This is a genomic window from Blastococcus sp. SYSU D00669, assembly GCF_054050715.1.
Genome location: NZ_JBJGZV010000015.1, coordinates 74979 through 88713, shown reverse-complemented (window position 1 = coordinate 88713; position 13735 = coordinate 74979). Strand labels below are relative to the sequence as shown.

Below are 13735 nucleotides of genomic sequence, written 5' to 3'. Positions count from 1 at the left end.
CCTCTCACCGGCCCCGTCGCCGCCCGGGGAGAGTACGTGGCGGATGCCGTCAGACGAGGGCGCCCGCCCGCGCGGCGTCGTACCAGGCGTCCAGCGCCTCTGCCGGCAGCGGGCGGCAGAGCAGGTAGCCCTGGGCCTGGTCGCAGCCGACGTCGCGCAGCTGCTCCCAGGTGGCCTCGTCCTCCACGCCCTCGGCGACCGTGGTCAGGCCCAGGTTGTGGCCCAGCTCGACGACCGACCGCACGATGAGCGCGTCGCTGGCATCGGCGGCCATGTGGGAGACGAAGGACCGGTCGATCTTCAGCTGGTGCACCGGCAGGTCCTTGAGGTGCGCCAGCGACGTGTAGCCGGCGCCGAAGTCGTCGATCGACAGCGTGATCCCCGCGTCGGCCAGGCGGCCGAGGACGAGCCGCGCCCGGACCGGGTCGGCCATGATCGCGCTCTCGGTCACCTCGAGCTCGAGGTGGGCCGCGGGCACGTCGTGGTCGCGCAGCAGGGCGAGCACGTCGTCGACGAACCGGTCGTCGAGCAGGTTGCGCGGCGAGATGTTCACCGCGACCCGCAGGTCACGCCCGTCGGCGCGCCAGCGGGCGCACTGCGAGAGGGCCGTGTCGAGCACGTGCCGGGTCAGCGGGTGGATCAGCGGGGTCTTCTCCGCCAGCGGCACGAACTGGCACGGCGCGATCGTCCCGCGCACCGGGTGCTGCCACCGGAGGAGCGCCTCGACGCCGCGCACCGTCCCGGACAGGTCGACCTTGGGCTGGTAGTGCAGCACCAGCTCGCCGGCGTCGATGGCCCGGCGCAGCTCGCCGATCAGGCCCAGCCGCTCGGGGCTGTGGTCGTCCAGCCGCGGGTCGAACACGCAGGTCCCGAGGCCGCGGTCCTTGGCCGCGTACATGGCGATGTCGGCGTTGCGCAGCAGCGACTCCACGTCCGCGCCGTCGGTACCGGACAACGCTATGCCGATGCTGGCGTCGACGTCGAGCATGACGCCGTCGGCCGCGATGCTGGCCTCCATGGCCGCGAGCGCCCGGTCGGCCAGCTCCTGCGCCGCGTCCACCGAGTCGACGTCCGGGAGCAGGATCGCGAACTCGTCACCACCGAGGCGGGCGACGGTGTCCGTGCCCCGGACCGCGGTCCGCAGCCGACCGGCCACGGCCTCGAGCACCAGGTCGCCGTACGCGTGGCCCAGCGTGTCGTTGATCTCCTTGAAGCGGTCCAGGTCGATCAGCATGAGCGCCACCGTGCCGCCGGTCCGCCGCGCGACGCCGAGCGCCCGCTCCGCGCGCTGCCGCAGCAGGGTGCGGTTGGGCAGCCCGGTGAGCGCGTCGTGCAGCGCCTGGCGCCGGTTCTCCTCGGCCCGCGAGGCGGCCTCGCGGCGGCTGCGGGTGAGCACCCTCGTGCACCACGCGACCAGCAGCAGGCCCGCGCCGAACACGACCGGGGTGACCCACAGCAGCAGCTGCTGGTTGCTGCGCAGCCCGGCGATGGCCTCCTCGGCCTCGTGCCGGTGCCCCTGGATGTGGCCGGAGACGACGTCGGCGATCATGTCGTAGTACGGGTCGACGTGCTGCTCCTCGAACTGCGGCACGGCGTCGGGCGTGGTCCGCGCGACGACGACGAGCTCGGCGACCGCCGCCTCGTAGTCGTCCTGCAGCCGCATCCACGCCGCCGTCAGCTCCGGGGCGTCCCCGTGGGCGGTCACGCCGATCGAGCGCAGCGCCTCCCGGGTCGCCGCGACGGCGGCCGCGTACTCCGCCCGCACCGCGGGGTCCTCGGCGACGGCGAGCTGCTCGGCCAGCTCCTCCTGGGCGGCCAGGGACTCCTCGGCCTGGTCGGCCCACTCCGAGACGTCGACGCTGGTCTCCGCCTCGGCCGCGGCGGAGGCGTTGCTCACCGCCGCTCCCACGGAGAAGACGGTGAGCAGGGCGAGGACCGCCACCAGCCCCGCTGCGGCCATGTGGGCGGACAGCAGCCCCGGGCCTCGCGGTCGGTCGGCGGAGTCAGCAGCGAGCCGGCTCGTCATCGTCGGTCCCTCGGTCGGCGGCGCACCTGTGCGGCCGTGTGCCAGGGAGATCGGACCGATCCCGCTCCACCTCGACGCCGGGTCACCCCGAGGGGTGAGGAGGGTCAGCGCCCGGCGAGCGCCTCCGCGACGACCGGCACGAGGGCCTGGAACGCCTGGCCGCGGTGGCTGCGGGCGTCCTTCTCCGCCGGCGCCAGCTCGGCGGAGGTGACGTCGAGGCCCTCCGGCACGAACACCGGGTCGTAGCCGAAGCCGTTGGTGCCCCGCTTCTCGCGGATCACCCGCCCGCGCCACTGCCGCTCGAGCACGTGCTCGGCGCCGTCGGGCGTGACCAGGGCCGCCGCGCAGACGAACGCCGCCCCGCGCCGCTCGTCGGGCACGTCGCCGATCTGGGCGAGCAGCAGCGCGGTGTTCGCGTCGTCGTCCCCGTGCCGGCCGGACCAGCGGGCCGACAGGACCCCCGGCATCCCGTTGAGTGCGTCGACCGTGATGCCCGAGTCGTCGGCCACCGCGGGCAGGCCGGTGTACCGGACCGCCTCGCGCGCCTTGAGCAGCGCGTTGTCGGCGAACGTCGCGCCGGTCTCCGGCGCCTCGGGGTACTCGGGGACGTCGCGCAGGCCGACCACCTCGACCCCCGGGACGGCGTCGGCGAGCAGCCGCTGCAGCTCGGCGAGCTTGCCGGCGTTGCGCGTGGCGAGCAGCAGCTTCATCGCGCCAGCGCCGCCTGCTGGATCGCGGTCAGCTCGCCGCAGCCGGCGACCGCCAGGTCGAGCAGCGCGTCGAGGGCGGCCCGGTCGAAGACGGCGCCCTCGGCGGTCCCCTGCACCTCGACGAACCCGCCGTCCCCGGTGCAGACGACGTTCATGTCGGAACCGGCGCGCACGTCCTCCTCGTAGGCGAGGTCGAGGCGCGGCTCGCCGTCGATCACCCCGACGCTCACCGCGGCGACCGAGTTCACGATCGCCTTCTTCTTGGCGAGCTTCTTCCGCTCGTCGAGCCAGTTCACCGCGTCGGCCAGGGCGACCCAGGCCCCGGTGATGGCGGCGGTCCGGGTGCCGCCGTCGGCCTGCAGGACGTCGCAGTCGATCGCGATGCTGTTCTCGCCGAGGGCGCCGAGGTCGATCGCCGCGCGCAGCGAGCGGCCGATCAGCCGGCTGATCTCGTGGGTGCGCCCGCCGATCCGGCCCTTCACCGACTCGCGGTCGCTGCGGGTGTGGGTGGCGCGCGGCAGCATCGCGTACTCGGCGGTGACCCAGCCCAGGCCCGAGCCCTTGCGCCAGCGCGGCACGCCCTCGGTGACGCTCGCCGCGCACAGGACGCGGGTGCGGCCGAACTCGACGAGCACGGAGCCCTCGGCGTGGTCGAGCCAGTTGCGCGTGATGGTCACCGGGCGGAGCTGGTCGGCCGCGCGGCCGTCGGGGCGGGTCACGGGTCGCCAGCCTAACCGGGCAGGATCCGGGGGCATGAGGTCCGAGGTCCGCAGCGTCCGCACCGGGGGCGCCCCCGTCGTCGTCGACCTGACCGACGAGTGCGCCGACTTCGTGCGGCAGGAGGGCGACGGGCTGCTGCACGTCTTCGTCCCGCACGCGACCGCCGGGCTGGCGATCATCGAGACCGGCGCCGGCAGCGACGACGACCTGCTGGCCCAGCTCGACGAGCTGCTCCCCCGCGACGACCGCTGGCGGCACCGGCACGGGTCCCGGGGCCACGGCCGCGACCACGTGCTGCCGGCGTTCGTGCCGCCGCACGCCAGCGTCCCGGTGCTCGAGGGCCGGCTGATGCTCGGCACCTGGCAGCGCATCTGCCTGGTGGACACGAACGCGGACAACCACACCCGGCACGTCCGGTTCTCGTTCCTCGCCGGCTGACCGGCCGGCCGGGGATCCCGGTGTCGGACCGTCGTCCGCTCAGGGCAGGATGCCGGGCATGAGCTCGACCGAGGTCGCACCCGTCCGCCTGTCCCCCGGCGACCCGGCGCCGGACTTCACGCTGCCCGACGCCGACGGCACCCCCGTCTCCCTGTCGTCGTACCGCGGCCGCCGGGTGATCGTGTACTGCTACCCCGCCGCGCTGACGCCGGGCTGCACCACCCAGGCCGTCGACTTCACCGCCGCGGCCGGTGACCTGGCCGAGGCCGGGCTGGACATCATCGGCATCTCCCCCGACCCGCCGGCGAAGCTCATGCGCTTCCGCGAGAAGGAGAACCTCGGCATCACGCTGGTCTCCGACGAGGACAAGGCGGTGCTGCAGGCCTACGGCGCCTTCGGGCCGAAGAAGCTCTACGGCAAGGAGGTCGTCGGCGTGATCCGCTCGACCTTCGTCGTCGACGCCGAGGGCCGGGTCGAGCGGGCGCAGTACAACGTCAAGGCCACCGGCCACGTGGCGAAGCTCCGCCGCGACCTCGGGCTGGACTGACCGCGCGCCAAGGGCTGGCACGCGTGGGGCCCGACCCGCGACGATGCCCGCCATGACCTCGCAGATCGGTGTCACCGGCCTCGCCACGATGGGCGCCAACCTGGCGCGCAACCTCGCCCGCCACGGCCACCAGGTGGTGCTGCACAACCGGACCCAGGCACGCACCGACGCGCTGATGGCGGCCCACGGCGGTGAGGGCGACTTCGTGCCGACGACGACCACCGAGGAGTTCGTGCAGGCTCTCGAGCGGCCGCGCAGCATCCTGATCATGGTCAAGGCCGGCGCGCCGACCGACGCGGTGATCGACGAGCTGGTGCCGCTGCTCGACGAGGGCGACATCGTCATCGACGGCGGCAACGCCCGCTACCAGGACACCCAGCGCCGGACGGCGGCGCTCGCCGAGCGCGGCCTGCACTTCGTCGGCACGGGGGTCAGCGGCGGTGAGGAGGGCGCGCTCAACGGGCCGAGCATCATGCCCGGCGGCTCGGCGGAGTCCTACGCGATCGTCGGGCCGATGCTCGAGAGCATCGCGGCGGTCGTCGACGGCACCCCGTGCTGCACGCACGTGGGCACCGACGGCGCGGGTCACTTCGTGAAGATGGTGCACAACGGCATCGAGTACGCCGACATGCAGCTGATCGCCGAGGCCTACGACCTGCTGCGCGCCCGGCTGGGGATGACGCCGCGCGAGATCGGGGACGTGTTCGCCTCCTGGAACGAAGGCGACCTGGAGTCCTACCTGGTCGAGATCACCGCGGAGGTGCTGCGGCACGACGACGCGGCGACCGGGAAGCCGTTCGTCGACGTCGTCCTCGACCAGGCCGAGCAGAAGGGCACCGGCCGCTGGACCGTGCAGTCGGCGCTCGACCTCGGCATCCCGGTCAGCGGCATCGCCGAGGCGGTGTTCGCCCGGGCGCTGTCGGGGCACGCCGACCAGCGGGCCGCCGCGCAGAAGGTGCTTCCGGGCCCGGCCGGCGAGCCCGAGCCGGTCGCCGACCGCGACGGCTACGTCGAGGCGGTCCGCCAGGCGCTGTACGCGTCGAAGGTGGTGGCCTACGCGCAGGGCTTCGACCAGATCGCGGCCGGCGCCGAGGAGAACGGGTGGGACGTCGACCGGGGCGCGCTGGCCACCATCTGGCGCGGCGGCTGCATCATCAGGGCGCGCTTCCTCGACCGGATCCGGCAGGCCTTCGCCGACGAGCCGGGGCTGACCACGCTGCTCACCCACGACTACTTCCGCGACGCCGTCGCCGCGGGCCAGGACGGCTGGCGCCTGGTGGTCACCGACGCGGCCCGCTACGGCATCCCGGCACCGGGCTTCGCCAGCGCGCTGGCCTACTACGACGGGCTGCGCGCCGAGCGGCTGCCCGCGTCGCTCATCCAGGGGCTGCGCGACTTCTTCGGGGCGCACACCTACCGGCGGGTGGACCGCGACGGCGCCTTCCACACCTACTGGGGCGAGGACCGGCGGGAGGAGCCCGCCTGACGGGTGCAGTTCCCCCCGTCGGGACGTCGCAGGTCACGACCGCCCGGCCGGTGGCCCCTGGCGCGTCGCCCGGCGGTCACGGCCGGGCGACACCGCGCATCGCCGACGCCGCCTCCTGGGGATGCCCGTCGGCCGACGCGGCGGCCCGCAGCCGCAGCCGGGCGGTGCTGTTCCCCTGCAGGGGCACCGCCCGGCCGGCCGCGGCGAGGCCCTGGACCGGCATGTCGGCGTAGATGGCCTCGTACTCGCCTGCCCGCACGAGGTAGGTCTCGTGCCAGATGCCGGTGCGGCCCGTCGGGTCGCGGCGGTACCAGTTGAGCCAGGCCTCCCGGTGCAGCAGCTCGTCGTCCCGGGCGAAGGCCTCCAGGTGCTCGAAGCTGCGCCAGTACTGGATGATCGTCGGGAAGTTGTTGCGGAAGCCGAGCAGCCCCTTCTCCGGGTGCTCGGTGAGGTACGTGAGCATCGCGCCCATGCCGCGCCGGCCGCCGAGGTCGGCGAAGCTCTTCAGCGCCAGCCACGGCTTGTTGAGGCGGAAGCCGATCAGGAGGACGACGAAGTCCCCGTCGATCTCGGCCGCGTACCTGCCACGTCGGATCTCGGCCACGGGTCCTCCCGGGAGACGTTCCTGCCGTGCGGGTGCACGGCCCATCGTCGTGGTCCCCGGCTGCGCGGTACACCCGTTCGCGTCCCCGCCCTGTGGCAGCCTGCGCGACGTGACGACGACCAACTACACCGACACCTTCATCGAGGTGGCCGAGGACTGCCGCGCCACCAGCGGTGAGGTGCCACCGGCGCGCGGCGGTGCCCCCACGGTCGCCGGCCTGCAGTACGCGATGCTCGCCGACGCCCCGTACGTGCACACCTCCGACGACGTGCTGTTCGCGGTGCACGCGCAGCGGCGCGGCGTGCCCGACGCCGACCTCGCCGCCGAACGGGACGCCTTCTTCGCCAAGGGGCAGCCCTGCTTCCGCGCGTCGCCGCTGACCACGCAGTACGGCTGGGGCGTGCACTGCGACGGCGAGGGCCGGATGGCGCTGGTGGCCGTGGACTCCCCCGAGTACGCGGCGCTGGCGGCCGACCCGGCGCTCGCGCACCTGCGGGCCATGCGCTCGAAGCGGGCCTGACCGGCGCGTCACGCCCGCCACGCCCCCGGCCGCGGCTGGGCCTCCCGGCCCCACCGGAAGCCGTCGTCCCAGGGCCAGCGCCCGTCGTCGTCGGGCCAGGCGAGCTGGAAGGCCGGCACCGAGTACTCCGCCGGCCGCTCGTAGAACCGGTTGGCCCCCAGCACCACCTCGCCGGGGTTCGGCAGCTCCTCCACGACCAGGCCCGGCCGGCCGCCCGGGCCGTCGATGAGCTCGCCCGGGACCAGGTCGCGCCCGCCGGCGACGAGCCCGGCGACGTGCTCCAGCGCCCCGTGCGTGACGTCGGGATCGAGGCCGACGAGCACCAGCTCGGGGTGGCCGAGGCCGAAGAGCCCGATCGTGTAGCCGAACGCCGGCTCGTCGGGCCCCTCGCCCGGCCAGACGTACTGCACGGCCCACCGGCGGGCGCGGATGACCTGGGCGAGACGGGCGTCCTCCTGGTCGAGCCAGGCGGTGAGCTGTGGATCGGTCGTCATGGGCGAGAGAGTGCGCCCGGGCACCGACAACCGGCCTGGACCCGTTCCGGTTCTGTGGACGACCGGGCGGCCGGTGGACGGAGGCGTCAGCCGTCCGAGGCCTCGCGGGCGCGCTTGCGCCGCTTGCCCTCGTGCATGGCGGCCACGCGGGCGACCGGGATGGTGTGCCCCTCGGCCAGCAGGTCGGCGGGCAGCTCCTGCGGCTCGGGCAGCGCCTCCGCCCACGGGTCGCCGGCGCCGATCCGCTCGGCCGCGGTGGTCACCGTGATCTCCGCCGGCCGGACGTCGTCCAGCGCGTCCCACGCCACCGGGGTCGACACGGGCAGGCCCGGGCGGAGGCGGGGGCTGTAGGCGGCCACGATCGTCGAGGAGCCCGACCGGGTCGAGTCGAGGAACACCCGCCCGTGCCGGTCCTCCTTGATGTACGCCGTCGTGGCCAGCTCCGGGTCGAGCGCGGCGGCACGGGCGGCCAGGGCGCGGGTGGCCGCGGCGACGTCCTCGGGCCCGGACCCGCGCACCGGCACCACGACGTGCACGCCCTTGGAGCCGCTGGTCTTCACGGCGCCGGCCAGGCCGCTGTCGGCCAGCGCCTGCCGCACCAGCCCCGCCGCGCGCACCACGACGTCGAAGCCGGCGTCCTCCGGCGGGTCGAGGTCGACGACCAGTCCGGTCGGCTCGAGTTCGTGCCCCGCACGGAAGAACGGCACGTGGAACTCGACGGCGCGCTGGTTGGCCAGCCACAGCAGCGTCCGCCGGTCGTCGCAGAGCACCTGGTGCACCTCGCGGTTCGCCCCGAACGACCAGACCGCGACGGTGCGCACCCAGTCGGGGGCGCCCTTGGACACGTTGCGCTGCATGAACGGCTGCTGGCCCGGCCGCACCCGCTTCACCGACAGCGGCCGCCCGGCCAGCTGCGGCAGCAACCGGTCGGCGAACGCGTCCACGTAGTCGACCAGGTCGCCCTTGGTCACCCCGAGACCGTCGCCCAGCGACGCGTCCAGGCTGGTCAGCGCGACGCCGTCCCGCTCGATCTCCTCGGCCACACCGCCATCCTGCCGTCAGACGACCCGTCAGACGTCGTAGCTGGCGCCGGGCGCGACCAGCTCGGCGGCCGGGAAGACCGCCCGGGCGTGCGCCAGCTGCGCCGCGGCGTCCACCCACGCCGGCACGTGCGTGAGCAGCAGCCGGGCGACCGCCGCGTCGGCGGCGTGCTCGCCCGCCTGCCGGCCGGTCAGGTGCAGGCCGGGCGGCTGGGCGGCGTCGCCGTCGGGGTGCGCCGCCTCGGCGAGCAGCACGTCGGCGCCGGTCGCCAGCGCGACCACCCGCGGCGACGGGCCGGTGTCGCCGGTGTAGACCAGCGAGCGGCCGTCGACGGTGAGCCGGATCGCGTAGCACTCGACCGGGTGCGCGGTGCGCGCCAGCTCGACGGCGAACGGGCCGATCTCCAGCGCGCCCGGGCCGACCGGCACGAAGTCGAAGACGTCGGTGAGGGTCTCGCCGTCGCCGTCGTAGGCCAGCGCCAGCCGGCGCTCGGCGCCGACCGGGGCGTACAGCGGCACCAGCCGCCGGCCCGACCGGCCGGAGTAGCGGTGCCACACGACGAACGGCGCGACGTCGAGGCAGTGGTCGGCGTGCAGGTGGGAGAGGAAGACGGCGTCGACGGCGGCCGGGTCGGCGAGGGCCTGCAGCTGCCCGAAGGCCCCGTTGCCCAGGTCGAGGAGCAGGCGGAACCCGTCGTGCTCGACGAGGTAGCAGGACGCGGGGGACGCCGGGCCGGGCGCGCTGCCGGAGCAGCCGACGACGGTCAGCCTCACGCCGCACCCACCGACCGGGCGTGCCGGACCGCGCCCACCTCGGGGCCGAGGAAGCGGCGGCCCAGCCGGGCGAACGGCTCGGGGTCGCCGGTCGCGAGGAAGACGTGCTCGGGGGGCGGGGCGTCCTCCGAGCGCAGCAGGTCGGCGCGGGTGAGCACCCGGTAGACGTCCTTGGCCGTCTCCTCGGCGCTGGAGACCAGCGTGACGCCCTCGCCCATCACCAGCGAGATCACGCCGGTGAGCAGGGGGTAGTGGGTGCAGCCCAGGACGACGGTGTCGACGCCGGCCACGAGCAGCGGGTCGAGGTAGGACTGCGCCAGGCCGAGCAGCTGGCGGCCGCTGGTCACGCCGCGCTCGACGAAGTCGACGAAGCTGGGGCAGGCGGCGCTGACCACCTCGATCTGCGGGGCGGCGGCGAACGCGTCGTCGTAGGCGCCGCTGGTCACCGTGGCCTGGGTCCCGATGACGCCGACCCGGCCGTTGCGGGTGGCCGCGGTCGCCCGGCGCACGGCGGGCAGGACCACCTCGACCACCGGGACGTCGTAACGCTCGCGGGCGTCGCGCAACGAGGCGGCGCTGGCGGAGTTGCAGGCGACGACGAGCATCTTCACGCCGCCGGCGACCAGGTCGTCCATGACCGCGAGTGAGTGCCGGCGCACCTCGGCGATGGGCAGCGGGCCGTAGGGGCCGTGCGCGGTGTCGCCGATGTAGCGGATCGCCTCGTGGGGCAGCTGGTCGAGGACGGCGCGGGCGACGGTGAGGCCGCCCACGCCCGAGTCGAAGATGCCGATCGGCGCGGAGCTGTCCGGAGGGCTGGCGCCCGGCTGCGTCGTCCCCATGTCGCCGGTCAGGCTAGCCGCCGGCACCGACGGGCCGCCGCGCACCGGCCTCGATCAGGTGACGCGCCGGGCGTGCGAGCGCCCTCCCGCGGGAGGGCGGGAGGGCGCGGGGAGGATCGATCAGCTCGCGAGCCGGCGGGCCAGCATCGCCTTGCCCATCTCGCCGCCCTTGCGGCTGTCGGCCTGCGCCTTGCGGAAGAACTCGGCGAGCTCGCTGTCGCCCGCCCGCTCGGCGTCCTGGATGTAGAGGTCCAGCCGCAGGGCGTTGCTCAGGCAGGACTCCGTGAACCAGATGAGGTTGTAGTCCTTGTCGGTCGTGCCGGTGATGTTGCCGGTCTCGCTGGTCATGCTGCTCATGACACCGCTCCTCGGGTCGACGCGGATCCACCGCCGGCGCCGCCCGGGGTGCCCGCGCGGGCGCCGGCACCCCAGTGCAGCGCAACCCGGCGGTGATCACCAGTCGTCAGGCCCAGAGCTGGCCCTCCAGCGCGGAGGTCGCCTCCTCCAGCGTGCCCGCGTAGGCGCCGGTGGACAGGTACTTCCAGCCACCGTCGCACACGATGAAGCAGATGTCGGCCTTGCGGCCGGCCGCGACCTCCTTGTCGGCGATGCCGAGCGCCGCGTGCAGGATCGCGCCGGTGGAGATGCCGGCGAAGATGCCCTCCCGCTCCACCAGCTGGCGGGTGCGGTGGATCGCGTCGTCGGGGCCGACGGAGAACCGCGAGTCGAGCAGCGAGGCGTCGTAGAGCTCGGGGATGAACCCCTCGTCGATGTTGCGCAGCCCGTAGACCAGCTCGCCGTACCGGGGCTCGGCGGCGATCACCTGCACGCCGGGCTTGTGCTCGCGGAAGTAGCGCGAGCAGCCCATGAGCGTGCCGGTGGTGCCGAGCCCCGCCACGAAGTGCGTGATCGAGGGCAGGTCGGCCAGGATCTCGGGCGCCGTCCCCGTGTAGTGCGCCTCGGCGTTGGCCGGGTTGCCGTACTGGTACAGCATCACCCAGTCGTCGTGCTCGGCGGCCAGCCCCTTGGCCACCGCCACCGCCTGGTTGGAGCCGCCCGCGGCCGGCGAGGAGATGATCTGCGCGCCGTACATCTCCAGCAGCTGCCGCCGCTCGATCGAGGTGTTCTCCGGCATGACGCAGATCAGCCGGTAGCCGCGCTGGCGGGCCACCATCGCCAGGGAGATCCCGGTGTTGCCGCTGGTCGGCTCGAGGATCGTGTCGCCCGGCTTGAGCTTCCCCTCCTTCTCCGCCGCCTCGATCATCGAGATGGCGGCGCGGTCCTTGATGGACCCGGTGGGGTTGTGGTCCTCGAGCTTGGCCCACAGCCGCACGTCGGGGGTCGGCGACAGGTTGGGCAGCCCCACGAGGGGCGTGCCCCCGAGGGAGTCGACGAGCGAGGCGAAGCGGGCCATGGGGAACTCTTCCGGAGAGGGGTGGGGGGCGAGCGGTGGACCGCTCAGCAGCCGCCCGCGACCGCCGGGAGGATCGTCACCGAGTCGCCGTCCTTGACCTCGGTGTCGAGCGCGCCGGTGAAGCGGACGTCCTCGTCGTTGACGTAGACGTTCACGAACCGGTGCAGCTTGCCCTCCTCGGTGACGAGGCGGTTCTTCAGGCCGGAGTGCTGGGCGTCCAAGTCGTCGATGAGCGCGCCGAGGGTCGCGCCGGAGCCCTCCACGGTCTTGGCGCCGCCGGTGTGGGTGCGCAGGATGGTCGGGATCCGGACCTCGATGGCCATGGGGTGTGCGTCTCCTCGGGAGGGTCGGGGGTCGCCGCGGTCGGTGCTCGGCACGGCGTGTGGGAAGCGTCGGTCCGGGCAACGCCCGTCCGCCGTCGGGGATTCCGCCGCGTACGGCGGATCACGCTTCAGTCGTAGACGACCGTGGTCGGCGTGTGTCCGAACTTGTAGGACTCGACGACGTCGACGTCCTCCTCGGTCACCTCGCCGTCGACGATCCGGAAGCTGCGGAACTCCACCTCGTCGCCGGCCAGGCCGGTCTCGGCGCCGTGGTGCCGCGTGGACACCAGCACGTAGTGGGCGTTCGGCTCGGAGGCGTAGCTGATGTCGGTGCGCGAGGGGTAGGCCTCGGTGGCGGTGTGCGAGTGGTAGATGACCACCGGCTCCTCGTCCCGGTCGTCCATCTCCCGGTACAGCTTCAGCAGGTCGCCGGAGTCGAACTCGTAGAACGTGGGCGAGCGGGCCGCGTTGAGCATCGGGATGAACCGCTCGGGGCGGTCGCTGCCCTCGGGACCGGCGACGACGCCACAGGCCTCGTCCGGGTGGTCCTCCCGGGCGTGGGCCACGATGGCGTCGTAGGTCGCGCGGTCGATGCGCAGCACGGTTGCCCAGTGTATGCGGCCGGGCGAGGTGGCCTGCGGGTCGCCCCTGGTCGGACACCGTGCGGACGGTGGGTGATCACCCGTTACCGTGCGGTCTCGTGCTGATCGAGTCGCTCCTGGTCGCCGGCGTGGTGGTGCTGCCGCTGCCCGCGCTGGTGCTGGGGGTGCTCGGGGTCCGCCGTCACCGCGGCCACTCGGCCGAGGACCGGGCGTCGCTGGTCGTCCTGATCGCGCTGCGGGTGCTCACCCTGCTGCTGGTGTTCCTGCTCTCCGGCGTCGTCCTGCTGGCCGCGATCGGCGCGATGGTCCGCGACCTGGAGCTGCCCTCCCTCGTCTACACGTTCTTCGTGCTCGACCTGCTGCTCGGGCTGCTGATCCTGCTCACCTTCGGCCGGCGCGACCGGCGGCGAGTGCGTCGACCAGCGAACCCTGCAGCGAGGTGAGCCAGTAGTAGACGGCCAGCTGCTGGCCCTCCTCGCCGGTGACGTCGTCCGGCGGCTCGGTGTCCTCGCTGATGTCCAGCCGGGTGCCCAGCGCCAGGCGCAGGTCGTTGGAGCTGCGCAGCCAGGCGGCGGCCTGGTCGGGGTCGAGCCGCAGCTCCCCGCCGCCCGGGGGGAGGGTGGCGCGCACGGTCGCCAGGTCGTCGGCCTTGCCGCTGCGCAGGGACGACTCGGTCAGCTCGCGGTAGTCGGCGGCCAGCCGCGGGTCGCCGCGGTGGCCCTCGGGCAGCAGCCGGGCCAGCACCGGGTCACCCGCGACGTCGTCGGCGTCGGCGGTGAGCAGCTGCTCCAGCTGGTCGAGCAGCAGCCCGAGGATGCCGGACTCGGCCGGTTCGAGCCGGGCGACGACGTCCTGGCCCTTGCGCTTGAACGGCTTCATGAGTCCCGCTGGTAGCTGGCCCACAGCCCGTAGGCGTGCAGCCGGCTGGTGTCGTGCTCCATGCGCTCCTTCGGGCCCGAGCTGACGATCGCCCGGCCCTCGTGGTGGACCTGCAGCATCAGCTTCGTGGCGGTGGCCTCGTCGTAGCCGAACAGCTCCTGGAAGACGTAGGTCACGTAGGTCATGAGGTTCACCGGGTCGTTCCACACGACGGTGACCCACGGCCGGTCGAGGTCCTGCTCCTCGTCGACCGTGGTCTCCGGGGTGCTGACAGGCGCGAGGGGTCCGGCCACGGGTCAACTCTAGGACGCCGCGCGCC

19 protein-coding genes are annotated in these 13735 nt (G+C 74.0%); 5 read left to right on the top strand and 14 right to left on the bottom strand.

Annotated elements, in window-relative coordinates:
* Positions 1–49: 49 nt before the first annotated feature.
* From ACI8AF_RS12745 to rph, 3 genes are all read right to left on the bottom strand, one after another.
* Positions 50–2026: a putative bifunctional diguanylate cyclase/phosphodiesterase gene (locus ACI8AF_RS12745; protein WP_456540081.1), complete on the bottom strand. Its 1977-nt coding sequence runs from the start codon at positions 2024–2026 to the stop codon at positions 50–52.
* Between the two features lie 104 nt (positions 2027–2130).
* Positions 2131–2736 (bottom strand): RdgB/HAM1 family non-canonical purine NTP pyrophosphatase, encoded by a 606-nt coding sequence (gene rdgB / locus ACI8AF_RS12740; protein ID WP_456540080.1) that lies wholly within the window; start codon positions 2734–2736, stop codon positions 2131–2133.
* Positions 2733–3455, bottom strand: coding sequence for a ribonuclease PH (gene rph / locus ACI8AF_RS12735; protein ID WP_456540079.1), 723 nt, complete (start codon positions 3453–3455; stop codon positions 2733–2735). The genes rdgB and rph overlap by 4 nt, the downstream gene beginning before the upstream one ends.
* A 34-nt stretch (positions 3456–3489) precedes the next feature.
* Here rph and ACI8AF_RS12730 point away from each other — a divergent pair, with 34 nt between their 5' ends.
* Genes ACI8AF_RS12730 through gndA form a run of 3 tightly spaced genes read left to right on the top strand, consistent with a single transcriptional unit; the run spans position 3490 to position 5927 of the window.
* A complete protein-coding gene (locus ACI8AF_RS12730) occupies positions 3490–3894 on the top strand; it encodes a YjbQ family protein (protein WP_456540078.1) in 405 nt (134 codons plus the stop codon).
* Between the two features lie 58 nt (positions 3895–3952).
* Positions 3953–4441, top strand: a complete 489-nt coding sequence (gene bcp, locus ACI8AF_RS12725; protein WP_456540077.1) for a thioredoxin-dependent thiol peroxidase — start codon at positions 3953–3955, stop codon at positions 4439–4441.
* 52 nt (positions 4442–4493) lie between these two features.
* Complete coding sequence (gndA, locus tag ACI8AF_RS12720) at positions 4494–5927, top strand: NADP-dependent phosphogluconate dehydrogenase (RefSeq protein ID WP_456540076.1); 1434 nt, start codon at positions 4494–4496, stop codon at positions 5925–5927.
* Positions 5928–6003: 76 nt separating this feature from the next.
* On the opposite strand, the gene ACI8AF_RS12715 is transcribed toward gndA, so the two are convergent.
* The gene (locus tag ACI8AF_RS12715) at positions 6004–6531 is read right to left on the bottom strand and encodes a DUF4188 domain-containing protein (RefSeq protein WP_456540075.1); all 528 of its coding nucleotides are present in this window, start codon (positions 6529–6531) and stop codon (positions 6004–6006) included.
* Between the two features lie 109 nt (positions 6532–6640).
* Here ACI8AF_RS12715 and ACI8AF_RS12710 point away from each other — a divergent pair, with 109 nt between their 5' ends.
* Positions 6641–7051 carry a DUF6157 family protein gene (locus tag ACI8AF_RS12710; protein ID WP_456540074.1) on the top strand — a complete coding sequence of 137 codons (411 nt, stop codon included), beginning with the start codon at positions 6641–6643 and terminating at the stop codon, positions 7049–7051.
* 8 nt (positions 7052–7059) lie between these two features.
* On the opposite strand, the gene ACI8AF_RS12705 is transcribed toward ACI8AF_RS12710, so the two are convergent.
* The 8 genes from ACI8AF_RS12705 to ACI8AF_RS12670 form a co-directional block, all read right to left on the bottom strand.
* Positions 7060–7545 carry a DUF4262 domain-containing protein gene (locus tag ACI8AF_RS12705; protein ID WP_456540073.1) on the bottom strand — a complete coding sequence of 162 codons (486 nt, stop codon included), beginning with the start codon at positions 7543–7545 and terminating at the stop codon, positions 7060–7062.
* Between the two features lie 86 nt (positions 7546–7631).
* Positions 7632–8588, bottom strand: coding sequence for a DNA polymerase domain-containing protein (locus ACI8AF_RS12700; RefSeq protein WP_456540072.1), 957 nt, complete (start codon positions 8586–8588; stop codon positions 7632–7634).
* A gap of 27 nt (positions 8589–8615) precedes the next feature.
* Positions 8616–9359 (bottom strand): MBL fold metallo-hydrolase, encoded by a 744-nt coding sequence (locus ACI8AF_RS12695; protein WP_456540071.1) that lies wholly within the window; start codon positions 9357–9359, stop codon positions 8616–8618.
* A complete protein-coding gene (gene murI / locus ACI8AF_RS12690; protein ID WP_456540070.1) occupies positions 9356–10198 on the bottom strand; it encodes a glutamate racemase in 843 nt (280 codons plus the stop codon). Before murI ends, ACI8AF_RS12695 begins: the two co-directional genes overlap by 4 nt.
* A gap of 120 nt (positions 10199–10318) precedes the next feature.
* The gene (locus tag ACI8AF_RS12685) at positions 10319–10555 is read right to left on the bottom strand and encodes a hypothetical protein (protein WP_456540069.1); all 237 of its coding nucleotides are present in this window, start codon (positions 10553–10555) and stop codon (positions 10319–10321) included.
* Between the two features lie 106 nt (positions 10556–10661).
* Positions 10662–11612 (bottom strand): PLP-dependent cysteine synthase family protein, encoded by a 951-nt coding sequence (locus ACI8AF_RS12680; protein WP_456540068.1) that lies wholly within the window; start codon positions 11610–11612, stop codon positions 10662–10664.
* 44 nt (positions 11613–11656) lie between these two features.
* Positions 11657–11935 (bottom strand): MoaD/ThiS family protein, encoded by a 279-nt coding sequence (locus ACI8AF_RS12675; RefSeq protein ID WP_456540067.1) that lies wholly within the window; start codon positions 11933–11935, stop codon positions 11657–11659.
* Between the two features lie 128 nt (positions 11936–12063).
* Positions 12064–12537 carry a Mov34/MPN/PAD-1 family protein gene (locus ACI8AF_RS12670; RefSeq protein ID WP_456540066.1) on the bottom strand — a complete coding sequence of 158 codons (474 nt, stop codon included), beginning with the start codon at positions 12535–12537 and terminating at the stop codon, positions 12064–12066.
* 98 nt (positions 12538–12635) lie between these two features.
* On the opposite strand from ACI8AF_RS12670, the gene ACI8AF_RS12665 reads away from it, so the two are divergent.
* Positions 12636–12980 (top strand): hypothetical protein, encoded by a 345-nt coding sequence (locus ACI8AF_RS12665; protein WP_456540065.1) that lies wholly within the window; start codon positions 12636–12638, stop codon positions 12978–12980.
* On the opposite strand, the gene ACI8AF_RS12660 is transcribed toward ACI8AF_RS12665, so the two are convergent.
* Both ACI8AF_RS12660 and clpS read right to left on the bottom strand, forming a co-directional pair.
* Positions 12919–13416 carry a DUF2017 family protein gene (locus tag ACI8AF_RS12660; RefSeq protein ID WP_456540064.1) on the bottom strand — a complete coding sequence of 166 codons (498 nt, stop codon included), beginning with the start codon at positions 13414–13416 and terminating at the stop codon, positions 12919–12921. The two genes, ACI8AF_RS12665 and ACI8AF_RS12660, sit on opposite strands and share 62 nt — an antisense overlap.
* Positions 13413–13709 (bottom strand): ATP-dependent Clp protease adapter ClpS, encoded by a 297-nt coding sequence (clpS, locus tag ACI8AF_RS12655; protein ID WP_456540063.1) that lies wholly within the window; start codon positions 13707–13709, stop codon positions 13413–13415. The genes ACI8AF_RS12660 and clpS overlap by 4 nt, the downstream gene beginning before the upstream one ends.
* Positions 13710–13735 lie beyond the last annotated feature (26 nt).

Coding starts and splice junctions, on each gene's coding strand:
- ACI8AF_RS12745 (WP_456540081.1), bottom strand. CDS start 2,026: ATGACGAGCCGGCTCGCTGCTGACTCCGCCGACCGACCGCGAGGCCCG.
- rdgB (WP_456540080.1), bottom strand. CDS start 2,736: ATGAAGCTGCTGCTCGCCACGCGCAACGCCGGCAAGCTCGCCGAGCTG.
- ACI8AF_RS12730 (WP_456540078.1), top strand. CDS start 3,490: ATGAGGTCCGAGGTCCGCAGCGTCCGCACCGGGGGCGCCCCCGTCGTC.
- bcp (WP_456540077.1), top strand. CDS start 3,953: ATGAGCTCGACCGAGGTCGCACCCGTCCGCCTGTCCCCCGGCGACCCG.
- gndA (WP_456540076.1), top strand. CDS start 4,494: ATGACCTCGCAGATCGGTGTCACCGGCCTCGCCACGATGGGCGCCAAC.
- ACI8AF_RS12705 (WP_456540073.1), bottom strand. CDS start 7,545: ATGACGACCGATCCACAGCTCACCGCCTGGCTCGACCAGGAGGACGCC.
- murI (WP_456540070.1), bottom strand. CDS start 10,198: ATGGGGACGACGCAGCCGGGCGCCAGCCCTCCGGACAGCTCCGCGCCG.
- ACI8AF_RS12685 (WP_456540069.1), bottom strand. CDS start 10,555: ATGAGCAGCATGACCAGCGAGACCGGCAACATCACCGGCACGACCGAC.
- ACI8AF_RS12680 (WP_456540068.1), bottom strand. CDS start 11,612: ATGGCCCGCTTCGCCTCGCTCGTCGACTCCCTCGGGGGCACGCCCCTC.
- ACI8AF_RS12675 (WP_456540067.1), bottom strand. CDS start 11,935: ATGGCCATCGAGGTCCGGATCCCGACCATCCTGCGCACCCACACCGGC.
- ACI8AF_RS12660 (WP_456540064.1), bottom strand. CDS start 13,416: ATGAAGCCGTTCAAGCGCAAGGGCCAGGACGTCGTCGCCCGGCTCGAA.